This window comes from Paraconexibacter algicola, assembly GCF_003044185.1.
GTDB classification, from domain to species: domain Bacteria; phylum Actinomycetota; class Thermoleophilia; order Solirubrobacterales; family Solirubrobacteraceae; genus Paraconexibacter; species Paraconexibacter algicola.
Genome location: NZ_PYYB01000002.1, coordinates 336,278 through 351,708 on the forward strand (window position 1 = coordinate 336,278; position 15,431 = coordinate 351,708).

The window sequence follows — 15,431 nt, forward strand, 5'->3', positions numbered from 1 at the left end:
ACGGACGAAAACCCCAGGAAACATCGGGCCGCGCCGCCGGGATTCCCGCACGTTGCGGAAATCCGGGGATCCGGGACGTCTGGCACGATGCGCGCATGTCCCTGGACCGCATCGCGTGGAGCGCCACGGTCGGCGTCTGCGCCCTCACCGTCGTCCTGCTGCTGCTCGCCGGCTACCAGGGCTACGCGGCCGTCGCGGGCGCCGTGGGCCTCGCGGCCGCGGTCAACCTGCGCTGAGCGGCGTCAGCCCGCGGCGCGGCCGTCGAGCCACGCCAGCAGCAGCCGCGCCGCGTGGCCGCGGTGGCTGATCGACGCCTTCTCCTGCGGGGACAGCTGGGCCATGGTGCGGGGGCGGCCGTCCGCGCCGGCCGGGTCGCGCGCCAGCGGGTCGTCGGGCACGAACGCGGGGTCGTAGCCGAAGCCACCGGTGCCGCGCGGGTCGTGGTCCAGCGTGCCGGTGCAGCGCCCCTCGAAGACCCGCTCGGTGCCGTCGTGCGGGTCGACGAACGCGATCGCGCAGACGTACGCGACGGCGCTGCCCGCCGGGGCCTCGCGCAGCAGCTTGGAGAGGTTCTCCGCGTCGGTCGCGTCCGGGCCGGCGAAGCGGGCGGAGCGCACCCCGGGTCGACCGTCGAGCGCCGCCGCCTCGATGCCCGAGTCGTCGGCGATCGCGGGCACGCCCAGCGCGGCGGCGGCCGCCCGCGCCTTGCCCAGCGCGTTCTCGGCGAACGTGTCGCCGTCCTCGGGCGGCAGCACGACCGCGTCGGGCAGCGGCGCGACGGCGTGCGGCGCGAGCAGGTCGCCGAACTCGCGGGCCTTGTGGTCGTTGCGGGTTGAGAGGACGAGCTGCAGCGGGGTCATGCGGGGCTCCCTGCGGTGATCGCGGTCCGCTGCGCGGCGCGCAGCGCGGTGATGCCGGTCTCGGCGAGCGTCAGCAGCTCGTCGAGGTGGGCGCGGCTGAGCGGCGTGCGCTCGGCGGTGGCCTGGACCTCGACCAGCCCGCCGTCGCCGGTCATGACGACGTTCGCGTCGACCTGGGCGCGCGCGTCCTCGCGGTGGTCGAGGTCCAGCAGCGGCCGGCCGCCGACCACCCCGCACGAGACGGCCGCCACGGAGCCCGTGAGGGGCGAGGCGTCCAGGCGCCCGTCGGCGCGCAGCACCTCGACCGCGAGCGCGAGCGCCACGTACGCGCCGGTGATCGACGCGCAGCGGGTGCCGCCGTCGGCCTGCAGGACGTCGCAGTCGAGGTGCACGGTCCGCTCGCCGAGGCGGTCGAGGGCGACGACGCCGCGCAGCGAGCGGCCGATCAGCCGCTGGATCTCCACGGAGCGGCCGTCGGGCCGGACGCCGTCGCGCCGCTTGCGCTGCCGCGTGGACCCGGGGAGCATCCCGTACTCGGCGGTGACCCAGCCGCTGCCGCGGCCGCGCATCCAGACCGGCACCTGCTCCTCGACGGTCGCGGTGCAGATGACGCGCGTCTCCCCCGCGCTCAGCAGCGCGGAGCCGGTGGCGGTGCGCACGAACCCCGGCTCGATCGTCACGGGACGGAGCTCGTCGGCGGCCCGGCCGCCCGTCCGCTGGGCGCTCACGGCAGCAGCAGCGCGCCGTCGGCGGTCGGCAGGACCTGCTCGACCGGCCCGAGCGGGAGCTGCAGGAAGCGGGTCCCCAGCGCGCGGAACGCCTCCGGATCACCGGTCGAGAGGAACGAGTAGGTCCCCTCCCCCGTGCGCCGCGTGTCGAGCCCGCGGGACGTGAGCGCGTGCTCGGCCTGCCGCGCGAGCGCCGCGCCGGAGCTGACGATCGCCACGCCGCGCCCGAGCGCGCGCTGCAGCAGCGGCCGGATCAGCGGGTAGTGCGTGCAGCCGAGGATGACCGTGTCCACCTCCGCGTCGCGCAGCGGCGCGCACGAGGCACGGACGACGTCGACGAGGTGCTCGTCGAACAGGTCGCCGCCGGCGCCGCCCGCCTGGATGATCGGCGCGAGGTCGGGGCACGGGACCGAGGTCAGCGTGACGTGCGGGTCCGCGCTCTGCACCGCCCGGTCGTAGGCCCCGGAGTCGACCGTCGCCGGGGTGGCGAGCAGCCCGATCCGACCGCTGCGGGTCGTCGCGACGGCCTGCAGCGCCTCGGGGCGCACGACGCCGATGACGTCGACGCCCAGCGTCGTCTGCAGCATCCGCGACTGGAGCGCCGGCAGGGCCGCGGCGGTCGCGCTGTTGCAGGCGACGACGAGGAGCTTCACCCGCCGGCGCAGCAGCTCCTCGGCGATCTGCATCGCGAATCCCTCGAGCTCCTGCGGCGTGCGCTCGCCGTACGGGAAGCGGGCCGTGTCCCCGAGGTAGACGAAGTCCTCCTCCGGCAGCGACACGAGCAGCTCGTGGAGCACGGTGAGCCCGCCGACGCCGGAGTCGAAGACCCCGATGGGGCGGTCGCGGGGGTGCGGGGACGCGGGGGCCGGCACGGGGCCAGTGTAGGCCCCGCGCCGGTGGCGCCTACTTCTTGCCCGGGGCCTCGCCGACGCCGTCGACGGAGTCCTTGAGCTTGCCCATGATCGTCTCGCCGAGGTCGAACTCCTTGCCGACGCCGGCCGTCACGACGGCCGCCAGGACGCCGGCGACGAGCAGGATCAGCGCGACGTACTCGACGGTGCCCTGCCCCGTCTCGGCGGCGAGGCGACGGCGCAGGTCGGTGGTGCAGTGGTGCAGGGCGGCGTGGGCGCGGCCCATCATGCGGTGTCCCATGGGGGTCCTCCAGGGGTCGGTGGCTGGTCTGCACCGCAGTCAAGGCGAGGGCGCGTGACGGCGAAAGACGCACCTGTGGAGAATCTGCGACGGGATGCGAACGATCGTCGTCACGAACATGGCCGCGGCGCCCGAGGCGCCCGGACGCGGCATCTTCGTGCGCGACCAGGTGGCCGCCCTGCGGCGGCTGGGCGCCGACGTGACGCTCACCGAGTTCGCGCCCGGCGACTACGCACAGGCGGTCCGGCGGCTGCGCGGGCTCGCCCGCCGCGAGGGGCCGTTCGACCTCGTGCACGCGCACTTCGGCCTCACCGCGTTCCCCGCGCTCGCGATCCCGGCCCGGGCCCGGGTCCTCACCGTCCACGGGACCGACGTGCGGCACCCGCGGACCGGCCGCCTGACGCGGCTCGTCGCGCGGCGCATGGACCTCGTCGCCGCGGTCTCGCACGACCTCGGCGTCGACCTCGCGGGTCCCGCCCCGCGCGGGACGCCGCTGCCGTCGCTGGGGCGTCGCGGGCTGCCCACCGCGGTGCTGCCGTGCGGCGTCGCGGTCGACCGCTTCCGCCCGATCCCCCGCGCCGAGGCCCGCGCACGCCTCGGCCTCCCGCCCGACGAGCCGTGCGTGCTGTTCCCCGCCGATCCCGGCCGCACCGGCAAGCGGTTCGACCTCGCGCAGGAGGCCGTGGACGGCGCGCGCCTGCACACGCTCGGGACCGTCGACCCCGCGGACGTCCCCCTCTGGATGAACGCCGCGAGCGTCGTCGTCCTCCCCAGCGACGCCGAGGGCTTCGGGCTCGCGGTGCTCGAGGCGCTCGCCTGCGACGTCCCGGTGATCACGACCCCGGTGGGCATCCACCCGCAGGCGCTGCAGGGCGTCGCCGGCGCCCTCTGCGCGCCCTACGAGCGCGACCGCTGGCGGCGGGCGATCGCGGCGGCGCTGGCGCAGCCCGACCCGCGCGTGGACGGGCGCTCGGTCGTCGCGCCGTGGTCGGCCGACCGGATGGCCGAGCGGGTCCACGACGCCTGGCGGGCGCTGCTGCCCGATGCCGGGTGACCGCGGGCCCGCCGCATCGATCGGGCGCGTCGCGGGTATAGTGGCCGCAGGCGCCGACATCGGCGCCGTCTGCGTATGAGAGGCCTCCTGAACCGTCTTCGCCGGCCCCGCACTGCGGACCCGGCCCCCGTCGTCCCGCCCCCGGGCGGTCCCGCCGGGCTGGCCCCGCAGGACCCCGCGGCGCCCCCCGAGCCGAGCTTCCGCGACCGCGGTCGGCTGCGCCGCCGCCTGCGGCACCTGCGGCGCGTCCGCGAGCTCGGGTTCCGTGACCTCGGCGGCCTCGTCTTCGACCTGCACCGCTTCGGCCGCCGCGGCGACGAGCTCGTCGCGCAGAAGCTCAACGCGCTCGCCGCCGTCGACCTCGAGCTCCGCGCGCTGGAGCGCGCGCTCCAGGACCAGCGGCCGTTCCACGAGCTCCGCGAGCCCGGGCTGGCGGCCTGCCCGCGGTGCGCGGCGATCCACGGCAGCGACGCGCGGTTCTGCCCCTCCTGCGGCATCGGGCTGCGCGGGCCGCTCGCGGTCGGCGAGGTCGGCGACGCGACCGCGCCCGCCCCGGCCGGCACGCCCGCCGCCCCGCAGGTCGTCGTCAGCGCGGCCGCCGGCGGCGCCACCGCACCCGCGCCGCCGCCGACGCCCGCTCCCGGCCCGACCGCCCCCGAGGCGCCGGTGATGCCCGCCGTCAGCGCCGCCGAGACGGGCGCCACGCCGGTGTCGGCGACGCTCGCCGCCGAGGCGCAGGCCACCCAGGCGATCCCGACCACCCCCGCCCCGTCCGCGCCCGCCGCCGACGCGCCCGCGACCGCCGCGGCGGAGCCGGCCGACCAGCCGACGACCGAGGCCCCGGCGGACGACCTGACCGTCGTGCGGCGCCCGGACGACCAGGCCTCGTGAGCACCCCGCCGCTCCCGCCCGGGACGGTCCGCTGCCCCCGCTGCGCCGCACCGGTCGGCCCGGAGCAGGACTGGTGCCTGAACTGCGGCGCGGCGGCGCGCACCCGCCTCGCGCCGACCCCGAACTGGCGGCTGCCGATCGCCGGGCTCGCCGCGGTCGTCGTCGTCGCGGTCCTCGCCCTCGTCGTCGCGTTCGCGGCGCTCACCGACACCGACGACGGCACCGTGCCGGGCGTCACCCCGACGGAGACGGCCGCGTCGACCCCGCCCCCGGGCGCGGCGGGCGGGGCGCCGACGACGACCCCGGCGGTCACCGCCGTCACGGGTGCCACCGGCGTGACCGGGACGCCGGGCGCCCCGGGCGTGACCGGGCCGACCGGCTCCTCGGGCCTGCCGCCGGTCGCCACCGCGACGCCGCAGGCCGACGACGGATCGGGCGCGGACTCCGGGACGACCACGACGGACGGCGACGCCGACAGCGGCGGCGCGTCGGGCCCGTAGCGCTCAGGCCAGCGCGGGCCAGTGCGGGGCGAGGCGCGTGCGTGCCGCCTGCGCGAGCGGGTGCTCGTCGATCGCGGGCGCGGCCGGGGCCTGGGCCGCGCCGAGCACCTCCAGCGAGCCGACCACGCAGCGCGCGAGCGCCGCGACGTCGTAGCCGCCCTCCAGCACGAGCCCGAGCGGGACGGCGAGCTCGTCGGCGAGGCGGCGCACCGAGCCGGTCATCGTCGCGAAGCCGTCGTCGCTGACGCGACAGCCGGCGAGCGGGTCGTCGGCGTGCGCGTCGTAGCCGGCCGAGACGAGCAGCAGCTGCGGCCGGTACGCGCGCGCCAGCGGCAGTGCGACGTGCTCGACGAGCGACGTGAACGCCGCGTCGCCCGAGCCCCCCGGCACCGGCAGGTTCACGGTGTAGCCCTCCCCCGGTCCGCGTCCGATCTCCGACGCCGGCCCGGTCCCCGGGTACAGCGGCGACTCGTGGATCGAGACGAACAGGACCTCGGCGCTGTCGCGGAACACGTCCTCGGTCCCGTTGCCGTGGTGGACGTCCCAGTCGAGGACCATGACCCGCTCGAGGCCGTGCGCGTCCCGCGCGTGGCGGGCGGCCACCGCGACGGTGCTGAACAGGCAGAAGCCCATCGCGCGGTCGATCTCGGCGTGATGGCCGGGCGGACGGTGCAGCGCCGCCCCGGCGGGGCGCCCCTCGCCCAGCAGCGCGTCGACGAGCGCGCAGGCGCCCCCGGCGGCGTGGGCCGCGGCGGCGAACGACTGCGGGCCGCAGTACGTGTCCCCGTCGATCCAGCCGCCGCCGCGCGCGCTGAGGGCACGGATGCCCGCGACGTGCGCGGGCGGGTGCACGGCCGTCAGCTGGGCGTCCGTCGCCGCCGGGGAGTCCCGCGCCTCCCAGCCCAGGTCCGGGCGGGCCGCGACGGCCCGGTCGATCGCGCGGACGCGCTCGGCGCGCTCGGGGTGGTCGCCCGTGTCGTGCTCCAGCGAGGAGGGGTGGCGCAGGAGCACCGGGGCGGGCGTGCGGACGGTCATCGCCGGAACCGTACCCGGCACCCACCGCGCCCACCCGGCCCGCCGGTCGTGGCGCGCGCGACGGGCCGCCGGTGGGGACGGGGCGCGGTCCAGCGCCCGGCGGCGGATACGCTGCGGCGGTGCCCGATCCGCACCTGCACGAGACCGAGATCGCCGTCGTCGGCGCCGGCGGCGCCGGCCTGTACGCGGCGCTGACCGCCGCCCGCGCCGGAGCCCGCGTGACGCTCGTCTCCGCGACGCCGCTGGCGTTCACAGCGAGCTACTGGGCCCAGGGCGGGATCGCGGCCGCGCTGGCCGCCGACGACTCCCCGGACCTGCACCGCCAGGACACCGAGGTCGCCGGCCGGGGCCTCGTGCGCCGCAGCGCCGCGAACGTCCTCGTGCGCGAGGCGCCCGGGGTCGTCGACGACCTGCAGCGGCTCGGCGTGCGCTTCGACGCCGACCGCCACGGCCGCCTCTCGCTGGGCCTGGAGGGCGGGCACTCCGTGCGGCGCGTCGTCCACGCGGGCGGCTCGGCGACCGGCCGCCGGGTCGTGCGCCAGCTGTCCGCGGTCGTCGCGGAGGATCCGCGGATCACGGTCTTCGAGGGCACGCGCGTCTCCGCGCTGTGGACCGACGGGGGCCGCGTGGTCGGTCTCGCCTGCGAGGACGGGCGAGCCGTGCGCGCCCGGGCGACGATCCTCGCGACCGGCGGCGCGGCGGCGCTGTGGTCGCGCACGACGAACCCGCCCGGCTCGCTGGGCATCGGGCTGATGCTCGCCCACGCGGCGGGCGCCGCGCTCGCGGACCTCGAGTTCGCGCAGTTCCACCCGACCGCGGTGACCGGGATCCCGGGCCGCGAGGGGTTCCTCGTCACCGAGGCGATCCGCGGCGAGGGCGCCCGGCTGCTGGACCGCGACGGCGAGCGGTTCGTCGAGGAGCTCTCGCCCCGCGACGAGGTCTCGCGCGCCGTCTGGGCGACGATGCGCGCGCAGGGCACCGACCACGTCGACCTGGACATGCGGATGGTCGACGCCGGGAAGTTCCCGAACGTCGTCGGCGCGCTGCGGGAGTCCGGGCTCGACCCGGCGACGACGCTCGTGCCGGTCGCGCCGGCCGCCCACTACGTGATGGGCGGGATCGTCGCCGACCTCGACGGGGCCACCACCGTCCCGGGCCTGTACGCGGTCGGCGAGTCCGCCTGCACCGGGCTGCACGGCGCCAACCGCCTCGCCTCCAACTCGCTGACCGAGTGCTTCGTGCTCGGCGGCCGTGCCGCCCAGGCCGCGCTCGGGGAGCCCGCGCCGCGCGCGGCCACGGCGCTGCCCGCCCCGCCCCGGGAGGCGACGATCGTGCTGCCCGAGCGGGCGACCCAGGAGGCCCTGTGGACGCACGCGGGCATCGAGCGCACCGCGGAGGGCCTGCGCACGCTGCTGGACGATCCCCACCCGCTGGCGCGGTTCGTCGCGCGCTGCGCGCTGCTGCGCGAGGAGTCGCGCGGCGCCCACCGCCGCACCGACTTCCCGGAGCTCGATCCGGCGCTCGACGGGCACCACGCGGTCGTGCGCGGCGAGGACGAGCCGCGCCTGGAGCACTGGGCCTGAGCGCAGCTGCGACGTGGCGCGCAGGAGTGCGCAACGTCGCCGGACCTCGCGTGTTCGGGGGGACAGGTCGGTGAACGGCCGGTCAGCCGCTTAACGCGAAGTCAACAGAAGGCCGGTTTCAGCGTTCATACACCCTCGGCACGATCCGTGTCGCACCAGGGTTGGACGGGAGCCAGCCGGACGAGGAGAGCAAGGGTCCGCTCATGTACCAGTTCAGTCGAGCCATCTACCGCGAGCTCGCGCCGCTCGTGCACGACCACGCCGGCGACGCCCGCGTCGCCCACGCGTCGGTCCTGCGCTCGTGCGAGAGCGCGATGAACCGCCTCGCGACCGACCGCCACTACTTCGCGCGGCCGGCACGCACGCTGTTCAACGACATCCGCATCCACTTCCCGATGGCCGCCCAGGCGCGCGTCTGGCTCGTCGTGCAGCGCTACGTCGCCTGCGCCGAGGAGTTCGTCGCCCGGCAGCCCCGCCACGGGGTCGACGCCAACGGCGACCCGCTGCGCTGCCGCGCCACGACGCGCCGAGGCACCGCGTGCCAGCGGGAGCCGCTCGCGCACAACGGCTACTGCCCGTCGCACCAGCACCTCGCCGAGACCGAAGAGGTCGAGGCCGCCCCGCTCGCGGCCTGAGCCCCGCCTCCGGGCGCCCCGGTCTACGCTGCCGGGGTGCTCCTCGGGGTCGACGTCGGCGGGACCTTCACGGACGCCGTCCTCGTGGACGGCGACCGCGTCCTGACCGCGAAGTCCCCGACGACGCCGCAGGACCAGTCGCTCGGCGTCCTCGCCGCCGTCGAGGCGGTGCTCGCGCTCGCCGCGGCCGCGCCCGGCGCGGTCACCGGCTTCGCGCACGGCATGACGGTGGCGACGAACGCGCTCCTGGAGGGCCGCGGCGCGCGGACGGCGCTCGTGGCGACCGAGGGCTTCTGCGACCTCGTCGAGCTCGGACGGCAGGACCGCGCCGACCTCTACCGGCTCGACGCCGCGCACCCCGCCCCGCTCGTCCCGCCGCAGCGACGCGTCCCCGCGCCGGAGCGTCACGCGGCCGACGGCACGGTCCTGCGCCCGCTGGACGAGGCCGCCGCCGAGCGGGTCGCGCAGGCGGTCGCCGCGCTCGATCCCGAGGCCGTCGCCGTCTGCCTGCTGCACGCCGACCGCCATACCGCGCACGAGCAGCGCCTCGGCGCGGCGCTGCGGCGCCGCCTGCCCGGCGTGCACGTGTCGCTCAGCCACGAGGTCGTCGGGACGTTCCGCGAGGCCGAGCGCGCCGCCACGACCGAGGTCGACGCGGCGCTCTCGCCGCTGCTGCGCGACTACCTGCGGCGGCTGCTGGACCGCGCGGGCGCCGCCGGGCTGCCCGAGCCCTCGATCATGCAGAGCAGCGGCGGGCTGACGACCGCCGCCCACGCGGCCGGGCACGCCGCGCTCACCGTGCTCAGCGGTCCGGCGGGCGGCGCGGCGGCCGCGGCGCTCGTGGCGCGCGCGACCGGGGTGCCCGATCTCCTGTGCTTCGACATGGGCGGCACCTCCTGCGACGTCTGCGTCGTGCAGGACGGCCGGGTGCGCGAGACCGCGGGGCGCGAGGTCGGCGGCCGTGAGATCGCGTTGCCGATGGTCGACATCCACACCGTCGGAGCGGGCGGCGGCTCGATCGCCTGGTGCGACGCCGGCGGCGCGCTGCGCGTGGGTCCCCGCTCGGCCGGCGCCCGGCCCGGGCCGGCCGCGTACGGGCACGGCGGCACCGAGCCGACCGTGACCGACGCCCACGTCGTGCTCGGGCACCTCCCCGGGGGGACGCCGCTCCCGGGCGGCCTCACGATCGACGCGGAGGCCGCCCACGCCGCGGTCGCCGCGCTCGGGGACCGGATCGGGCTCGACGCGCGCGCGACCGCCGCCGGGATGGTGCGCGTCGCGGACGCGGAGATGGTCCGCGCGCTCCGGGTGATGACGGTCGAGCGCGGCGTCGACCCGCGCGACTTCGCGCTGCTGGCCTTCGGCGGCGCCGGCCCGCTGCACGCGGTCGGGATCGCCGAGCAGCTCGGGATCCGCCGCGTGGTCGTGCCCCGGGCCGGCGGCGTCCTCAGCGCGCTCGGGCTCGCGGCGGCCGACCGGCGGACCGACGAGGTCCGCACGGTCCTGCTGCGCGGCCCCGAGGTGACCGCCGCCGCGCTGCGCGACGCGGCCGGCGACGCCCGGGAGGTCGCGTGGGATGCGCGCTACGCCGGCCAGTCCTTCGAGCTGACGCTCACCGACGTCCCGCCGGATCCCGCGGCGCTGCGCCACGCCTTCGACACCGAGCACCACGCCCGCTACGGCTACGCCGACGCGGAGGCGGTGCTCGAGGTCGTCGCGGTGCGGCGCACGCGGCGCGCGCCGGGCCCGGCGATCGACCTCGCCGCCGGGGACCCCGACCCCACCGCGGTCCGCGGGCCCGCGGTCGTCGGGCTCCCGGGCGCGACGCTCGTCGTCCCGGCGGGCTGGAGCGGCGCGCCGGACGCGACCGGGACGCTGCTGCTGGAGCGGGCGGCATGAGCCTCGACCCCGTCGCCCTCCAGGTCACCGGCGGCGCGCTGCGCGCCGCGTGCGAGGAGATGGGCGCGGTCCTGATCCGCGCGGCGCACTCCTCGAACATCAAGGAGCGTCGCGACTGCTCCACCGCGCTGTTCGACGCCGCCGGCGCGATGGTCGCCCAGGCCGAGCACATCCCGGTGCATCTCGGGGCGATGCCCGCAGCGGTCGCCGCGGTGCTCTCTGAGGACCACGCCCCCGGGCGCTCCTGGGTGCTCAACGACCCCTACCGGGGCGGCACGCACCTGCCGGACATCACGGTGATCACGCCGGTGTTCGAGCGGCCGGACGGCGGGCCGCTGCTGGGCTTCGCGGCGAGCCGCGCCCACCACGCCGACGTCGGGGCGCGCGTGCCCGGCTCGATGCCCGCGGACTCCCGCACCCTGGACGAGGAGGGCGTGGTGATCGCCCCGCGGGTGCTCGACGACGCCGCGATCGACGAGCTCGTCGCGCGGATGCGCGGGCCGCGCCAGCGCCGGGCGGACCTCCGCGCGCAGCTCGCCGCGGGCGCCGTCGGCGTGCGACGGCTGCAGGAGCTCGCGCAGCGGCTCGGCGTCGACGGCCTCGCCGCCGCGACCGCGGCCAGCCTCGACTACGCCGAGCGCCGGGCCCGGGCGTCGCTCGCCGCGCTCCCGGACGGCACCCGGCACGCCACCGACGTGCTCGAGGCCGCCGACGGGGATCTCGAGCTGCGGCTCGCCGCGACGGTCGCCGGCGACCGGATCGTCCTGGACTTCACGGGCAGCGCCGCGCAGCACGACGGCAACCTCAACTGCCCGCTCGCCGTGACCCGGTCGGCGTGCGTGTTCGCGGTGAAGGTCCTGACCGACCCGGACCTCCCGGCCAGCGCCGGGGCGCACCGGCCGATCGAGGTCGTGGTCCCCGAGGGCTCGCTGCTGCACGCGCGGTCGCCCGCCGCGGTCGCCGCCGGGAACGTCGAGACGTCCTCGCGGGTGGCCGACCTCGTGCTCGCCGCGTTCGGTCGCGCGCTCGGCCAGGGGACGATGAACAACCTGACCCTCGGCAACGACACGTTCGCGTACTACGAGACCGTCGGCGGCGGCCAGGGCGCGAGCCCGGACGCCGACGGCCCCAGCGGCGTGCACGTGGCGATGAGCAACACCCGCAACACGCCGGTGGAGGCGCTGGAGCTCGAGTTCCCGCTGCGCTGCACGACGTACGCGGTCCGGCGCGGCAGCGGCGGCGCCGGGCGCCACCGGGGCGGCGACGGCGTGGTGCGCGAGTTCGAGGCGCTGGAGCCGATGACCGCGTCGCTCATCACCGAGCGTCGCCGTCACGCACCACCCGGCGCCGCCGGCGGCGGCGCCGGCGCGGTCGGCCGCACGCTGCTCAACGGCCGCGAGCTGCCCGCCAAGTGGACCGGGAAGCTCGCCCCGGGCGACCGGCTGCGGCTGGAGACCCCGGGCGGCGGCGGCCACGGGACGGCGGACCAGGAGGCGTAGGATCGGCCGATGGAGATCGGCTTTCTCGGACTGGGGATCATGGGCTCGCGGATGGCGGCGAACGTCGCCCGCGCCGGCCACCAGGTCACCGTCTACAACCGCACGACCGCGACCGCGCATGCCTGGGTCGCCGAGCACGGCGGCACCGTCGCGCAGACCCCGGCGCAGGCCGCCGCGGCGGCGGACGTGGTGATCTCGATGGTCGTCGACGGCGCGCAGGTCGAGCAGGTGCTGCTCGGGCCCGACGGCGCCGCCGACGGCGCGCGACCCGGCGCGCTGTTCGTGGACATGTCGACGATCTCCCCGGACGACACGCGGCGCATCGGCGCCGGGCTCGCCGAGCGGGGCGTGGCGTTCGTCGACGCGCCGGTGACCGGCTCGAGCCCGAAGGCGCAGGACGGCACGCTGACGATCATGGCCGGCGGCGCGGAGGAGGACGTGCGGCGGGCGTGGCCGCTGTTCGAGGCGATGGGCTCGCTCGTGCTGCACGTCGGCGGGCTCGGCCAGGGCGAGATGGTGAAGCTCATCAACAACGCCACGGCGGCGGCGAACACGCTCGCGGTCGCCCAGGCGCTGGTCGTGGGACGCGCCACGGGCGTCGATCTCGGCGCGCTCGTGCAGGTGATGTCGGCGGGGTCGGGCGGCAGCGCGATGCTCGACCTCAAGGCGCCGGTGATGCAGGAGCACGACTACACCACGCTGTTCAAGCTCGAGCACATGCTCAAGGACGTGCGCCTGTGCCTGGAGCAGGCGCGGGCCGCCGGGGTCGGCTTCGACGCCGCGGCGGCCGCGGGCGGTGCGCTGGAGCACGGTCTCGAGCAGGGCCTGGGCGAGGCGGACTTCGCGGCCCTCCTGGAGGCGGTCGAGGCGGCGTCCGGGGTGCGCCTGTAGCGCCTGCCATCCGGTCGGGGTGCGGTTGTCCACACGGTCGAGCGGCAGAGCTTTTATGCGCCAGTTCAAGCGTCTACGCGCCAGCTGAGAAGGGCAAAAAACCGCTGCTTTGCAGGGACATTTGAACTTCGCACGATCGTTTGCGAACATCCTTCACATCCCGCGCCGTCGTCCTGCTGGTTCGGACGCGCTCTCGCGGGATCTTCTTTGTCCTCCCCTCCCCCTCGGAAACCCTTATGCCTATCGCGTTCAAGGAATGGGCTGTCACCGTCCGCGCCCTCGCAGAGGGTGAGCAGCTGCTCACCCTGCGGAAGGGCGGGATCCGCGAGCCGGAGAAGCACTTCGCGCTCGACCACGACCGCTTCTTCCTCTACCCCACGTTCGACCACCAGAAGAACGACCTGGTGCGCGACTCCCACCTGCCCGAGCTGCGCCGCGCGCTCGAGGAGGGTGTCTGGGCGGACGGCGAGCCGCCCGTGCACGCGCTGACGCGCGACGGTGGCATCGCCCAGCCCGAGCGCGTCCGGATCCGCGCGTGGGCCGAGGTCGCCGGCCACTTCACGATCGACGACCCCCGCACGGTCAACGATCTGTCGCCGTTCTACGTGTGGACGACCGACTACGCCGAGAAGCGCCTCGCGTGGAAGCGTCACCACCCGCTGCACGTGCTGCTCCTGCGCACGTACCGCATCCCGCGCCCGGTCACCGTCAAGGTCCGTGACGACTTCGGGGGCTGCCGCTCCTGGCTGGAGATCAACCGCGACCTCCCGTTCGAGGGCACCCCGGTGCTGTCCGACGAGGAGTTCGAGCGCGCGACCGAGACGATCGCCGAGATCTGCGCCGGCCGCGTCCCCGCGCTGGTCTAGCCGCATCCGCCTGACCGCAGCAGCCGTGCCCGTCGATCCCCGCCCGTCCCGGTGACGAGCGGGGATCGCGCGTTTCCGGCCCCGACCTGGGCCGCCGACCGCGTGCGCTCGGCCGACCGCCTGCTCGTCGTCGGCATCGGCGGGGGCGGTGACGTCGTCGGCGCCCTGGCGGTCGCCGAGGCCGCCCGGGCGCTCGGGACCGCCGCGGTCGTCGGCGGCCTCACCTGGGAACGACGCCCCGTCGACCCCCTCCCCGGCCCGCGGCGCATCGACGAGCTCGTCGACGCCCGGACCGTCCTGCACCCCACCGTCGCGCTCGCCGGGCCCGAGACCACCGGACCGGGCGGCTTCGCGTTCGCCGAGAGCCGCATGGCCGCGTTCCTGCAGGCCGACACCGTCCTCGTCGACCCGGGCCCCGGCCCCGCCGCCGTCGGCGACGGGCTCGTCGCCGCGACGCAGGCGCTCGGCTGCGACCTCGTCGTGCTGCTCGACGTCGGCGGCGACGTCCTCGCCCACGGGGACGAGGCCGGGCTCGCGAGCCCGCTGGCCGACGCCGTCCTGCTCGCCGCCGCGCCCGTCCTCGCCGCGGTCGGCATCCCGGCGATCCTCACCGTCTTCGGCGCCGGCTGCGACGGCGAGCTGCGACCCGACGAGGTCGCCGCCCGCCATGACGAGGTGACCGCTGCCGGCGGCGACCTCGGCGACCTCGAGCTCACCGCCCCGATGCTCGACCGCCTCGAGTCCGCGATGGGCACCGTGGTGACCGAGGCGAGCGCGATGGCCGTGCGCTGCGCGCGCGGCGAGACCGGCACGGCGACGATCCGCGACGGGCGCCGGACCGTCGAGCTGACCGCCGACGGCGGGCGCCTGCGCTGCGTCGACCCCGTGACCGCGATGCGCAGCGCCGCCCGGCTGGCCGCCGCCCTCGATCCGCACGAGGACCTCACCGCCGCCCACGAGCGGCTGACCGCGATGGGCGTGCGCACCGAGCTCGCCCACGAGCTCGACGCGGCCGCCGACGACGCCTGACCCTCGCCCCCGGTGCCCCGAGAGGACCGCCGCCGCGCGCGGCGAAGTCCGCAGGGATGCCCTGGGTCGAGACGAGCAGCCCGAACTTCGCGGCCCGCCACGAGCTGCGCGACGAGGACGACGTCGCGAGCGTCCTGGAGCTGCTCGAGGACACCCGCGAGCGGCTCGTGCAGACGTTCCCGGAGCCCGAGCACGAGATCACCGTCGTCGTGCACGGCTCGACCGGCTCGCTCGCGCTCGCCCAGCCGTACCTGCCGCTGCTGCAGCGGCTGACCGCCCCCGCGTCCCGCCGCTACCTCGCGGGCTGGCCGGGCGCGCGCGAGCTGCACCTGCTCGCCCCCCGCCGGCTCGAGGCGCGCGCGTCCTCGGTCCCCGGGTCGCGCGAGATGGCGCTGCTGGCCCCCGCGGGCCTCTACGCGCAGATGCTCGTCGGGCTCGCGAACCCGCGCCTCGCGCCACCCTGGCGGCCCGGGCCGACCCGCCGGACGCTGCAGTGGGCGTGGCTCGCGCTCGGCGCCGGCCAGTACTTCGGCGGCCAGACGGCGTTCGCGCGCCCGGCGGTCGGGCGGCGCCTGCGCGAGGGCGACGAGCCGTCCTTCCCCCCGGGCCTGCGCGACGCGGCCCTGCTCGGGGGCACCGTCCTGGACCTGCTGGCCCGTGAGCGCGGCGAGCACGCCGTGGTCGAGCTCGTCCTGGGCCTCCACGAGGACGGCCCGCGGGCCGCGCTGCAGCGCGCCTTCGGGCGCGAGCTCGTCCACACCAGCGGCGTCTGGCGCGCCCACCTCGCCACCATGGGCGGGCAGGCCTGA

The 15,431-nt window shown here is 77.2% G+C and carries 17 protein-coding genes; 12 read left to right on the plus strand and 5 right to left on the minus strand.

The features are described from left to right. Nucleotides 1-95: 95 nt before the first annotated feature. Entirely contained in the window at nt 96-236 is a 141-nt protein-coding gene (locus tag C7Y72_RS23785) for a hypothetical protein (protein ID WP_196189387.1), read from the plus strand. Between the two features lie 6 nt (nt 237-242). Here C7Y72_RS23785 and C7Y72_RS15540 read toward each other — a convergent pair whose 3' ends face one another. The 4 genes from C7Y72_RS15540 to C7Y72_RS15555 are packed head-to-tail and all read right to left on the minus strand — an operon-like array spanning nt 243 to nt 2,740. Beyond that, a complete protein-coding gene (locus C7Y72_RS15540) occupies nt 243-860 on the minus strand; it encodes a non-canonical purine NTP pyrophosphatase (protein WP_107570096.1) in 618 nt (205 codons plus the stop codon). Then, nucleotides 857-1,588: a ribonuclease PH gene (rph, locus tag C7Y72_RS15545; protein ID WP_107570097.1), complete on the minus strand. Its 732-nt coding sequence runs from the start codon at nt 1,586-1,588 to the stop codon at nt 857-859. The genes C7Y72_RS15540 and rph overlap by 4 nt, the downstream gene beginning before the upstream one ends. After that, entirely contained in the window at nt 1,585-2,460 is an 876-nt protein-coding gene (murI, locus tag C7Y72_RS15550) for a glutamate racemase (RefSeq protein ID WP_107570098.1), read from the minus strand. Before murI ends, rph begins: the two co-directional genes overlap by 4 nt. A gap of 31 nt (nt 2,461-2,491) precedes the next feature. Then, entirely contained in the window at nt 2,492-2,740 is a 249-nt protein-coding gene (locus tag C7Y72_RS15555) for a hypothetical protein (RefSeq protein ID WP_146175406.1), read from the minus strand. A 94-nt stretch (nt 2,741-2,834) separates the two neighbouring features. On the opposite strand from C7Y72_RS15555, the gene C7Y72_RS15560 reads away from it, so the two are divergent. The 3 genes from C7Y72_RS15560 (at nt 2,835) to C7Y72_RS23415 (ending at nt 5,185) form a co-directional block, all read left to right on the plus strand. Then, nucleotides 2,835-3,794 (plus strand): glycosyltransferase, encoded by a 960-nt coding sequence (locus tag C7Y72_RS15560; protein WP_107570100.1) that lies wholly within the window; start codon nt 2,835-2,837, stop codon nt 3,792-3,794. A 75-nt stretch (nt 3,795-3,869) separates the two neighbouring features. Next, nucleotides 3,870-4,685 (plus strand): zinc ribbon domain-containing protein, encoded by an 816-nt coding sequence (locus tag C7Y72_RS15565; RefSeq protein WP_107570101.1) that lies wholly within the window; start codon nt 3,870-3,872, stop codon nt 4,683-4,685. Continuing rightward, nucleotides 4,682-5,185: a hypothetical protein gene (locus tag C7Y72_RS23415; RefSeq protein ID WP_158276884.1), complete on the plus strand. Its 504-nt coding sequence runs from the start codon at nt 4,682-4,684 to the stop codon at nt 5,183-5,185. Before C7Y72_RS15565 ends, C7Y72_RS23415 begins: the two co-directional genes overlap by 4 nt. A 3-nt stretch (nt 5,186-5,188) precedes the next feature. On the opposite strand, the gene C7Y72_RS15575 is transcribed toward C7Y72_RS23415, so the two are convergent. Further along, entirely contained in the window at nt 5,189-6,220 is a 1,032-nt protein-coding gene (locus tag C7Y72_RS15575; RefSeq protein WP_233243896.1) for a histone deacetylase family protein, read from the minus strand. A 119-nt stretch (nt 6,221-6,339) separates the two neighbouring features. On the opposite strand from C7Y72_RS15575, the gene C7Y72_RS15580 reads away from it, so the two are divergent. From C7Y72_RS15580 to C7Y72_RS15615, 8 genes are all read left to right on the plus strand, one after another. Continuing rightward, entirely contained in the window at nt 6,340-7,803 is a 1,464-nt protein-coding gene (locus C7Y72_RS15580) for an L-aspartate oxidase (protein ID WP_107570102.1), read from the plus strand. Between the two features lie 203 nt (nt 7,804-8,006). Further along, on the plus strand, nt 8,007-8,438 hold the full coding sequence (locus C7Y72_RS15585) for a hypothetical protein (RefSeq protein ID WP_107570388.1): 432 nt from the start codon (nt 8,007-8,009) through the stop codon (nt 8,436-8,438). A gap of 36 nt (nt 8,439-8,474) precedes the next feature. Further along, complete coding sequence (locus C7Y72_RS15590) at nt 8,475-10,337, plus strand: hydantoinase/oxoprolinase family protein (RefSeq protein ID WP_107570103.1); 1,863 nt, start codon at nt 8,475-8,477, stop codon at nt 10,335-10,337. After that, complete coding sequence (locus C7Y72_RS15595; RefSeq protein ID WP_107570104.1) at nt 10,334-11,836, plus strand: hydantoinase B/oxoprolinase family protein; 1,503 nt, start codon at nt 10,334-10,336, stop codon at nt 11,834-11,836. The genes C7Y72_RS15590 and C7Y72_RS15595 overlap by 4 nt, the downstream gene beginning before the upstream one ends. Before the next feature lie 9 nt (nt 11,837-11,845). After that, a complete protein-coding gene (locus tag C7Y72_RS15600) occupies nt 11,846-12,727 on the plus strand; it encodes an NAD(P)-dependent oxidoreductase (protein ID WP_107570105.1) in 882 nt (293 codons plus the stop codon). Between the two features lie 236 nt (nt 12,728-12,963). Further along, on the plus strand, nt 12,964-13,593 hold the full coding sequence (locus C7Y72_RS15605; protein ID WP_107570106.1) for a DUF1802 family protein: 630 nt from the start codon (nt 12,964-12,966) through the stop codon (nt 13,591-13,593). A 102-nt stretch (nt 13,594-13,695) separates the two neighbouring features. Further along, nucleotides 13,696-14,622 (plus strand): DUF1152 domain-containing protein, encoded by a 927-nt coding sequence (locus C7Y72_RS15610; RefSeq protein ID WP_158276885.1) that lies wholly within the window; start codon nt 13,696-13,698, stop codon nt 14,620-14,622. 56 nt (nt 14,623-14,678) lie between these two features. Next, complete coding sequence (locus tag C7Y72_RS15615) at nt 14,679-15,431, plus strand: hypothetical protein (RefSeq protein ID WP_107570108.1); 753 nt, start codon at nt 14,679-14,681, stop codon at nt 15,429-15,431.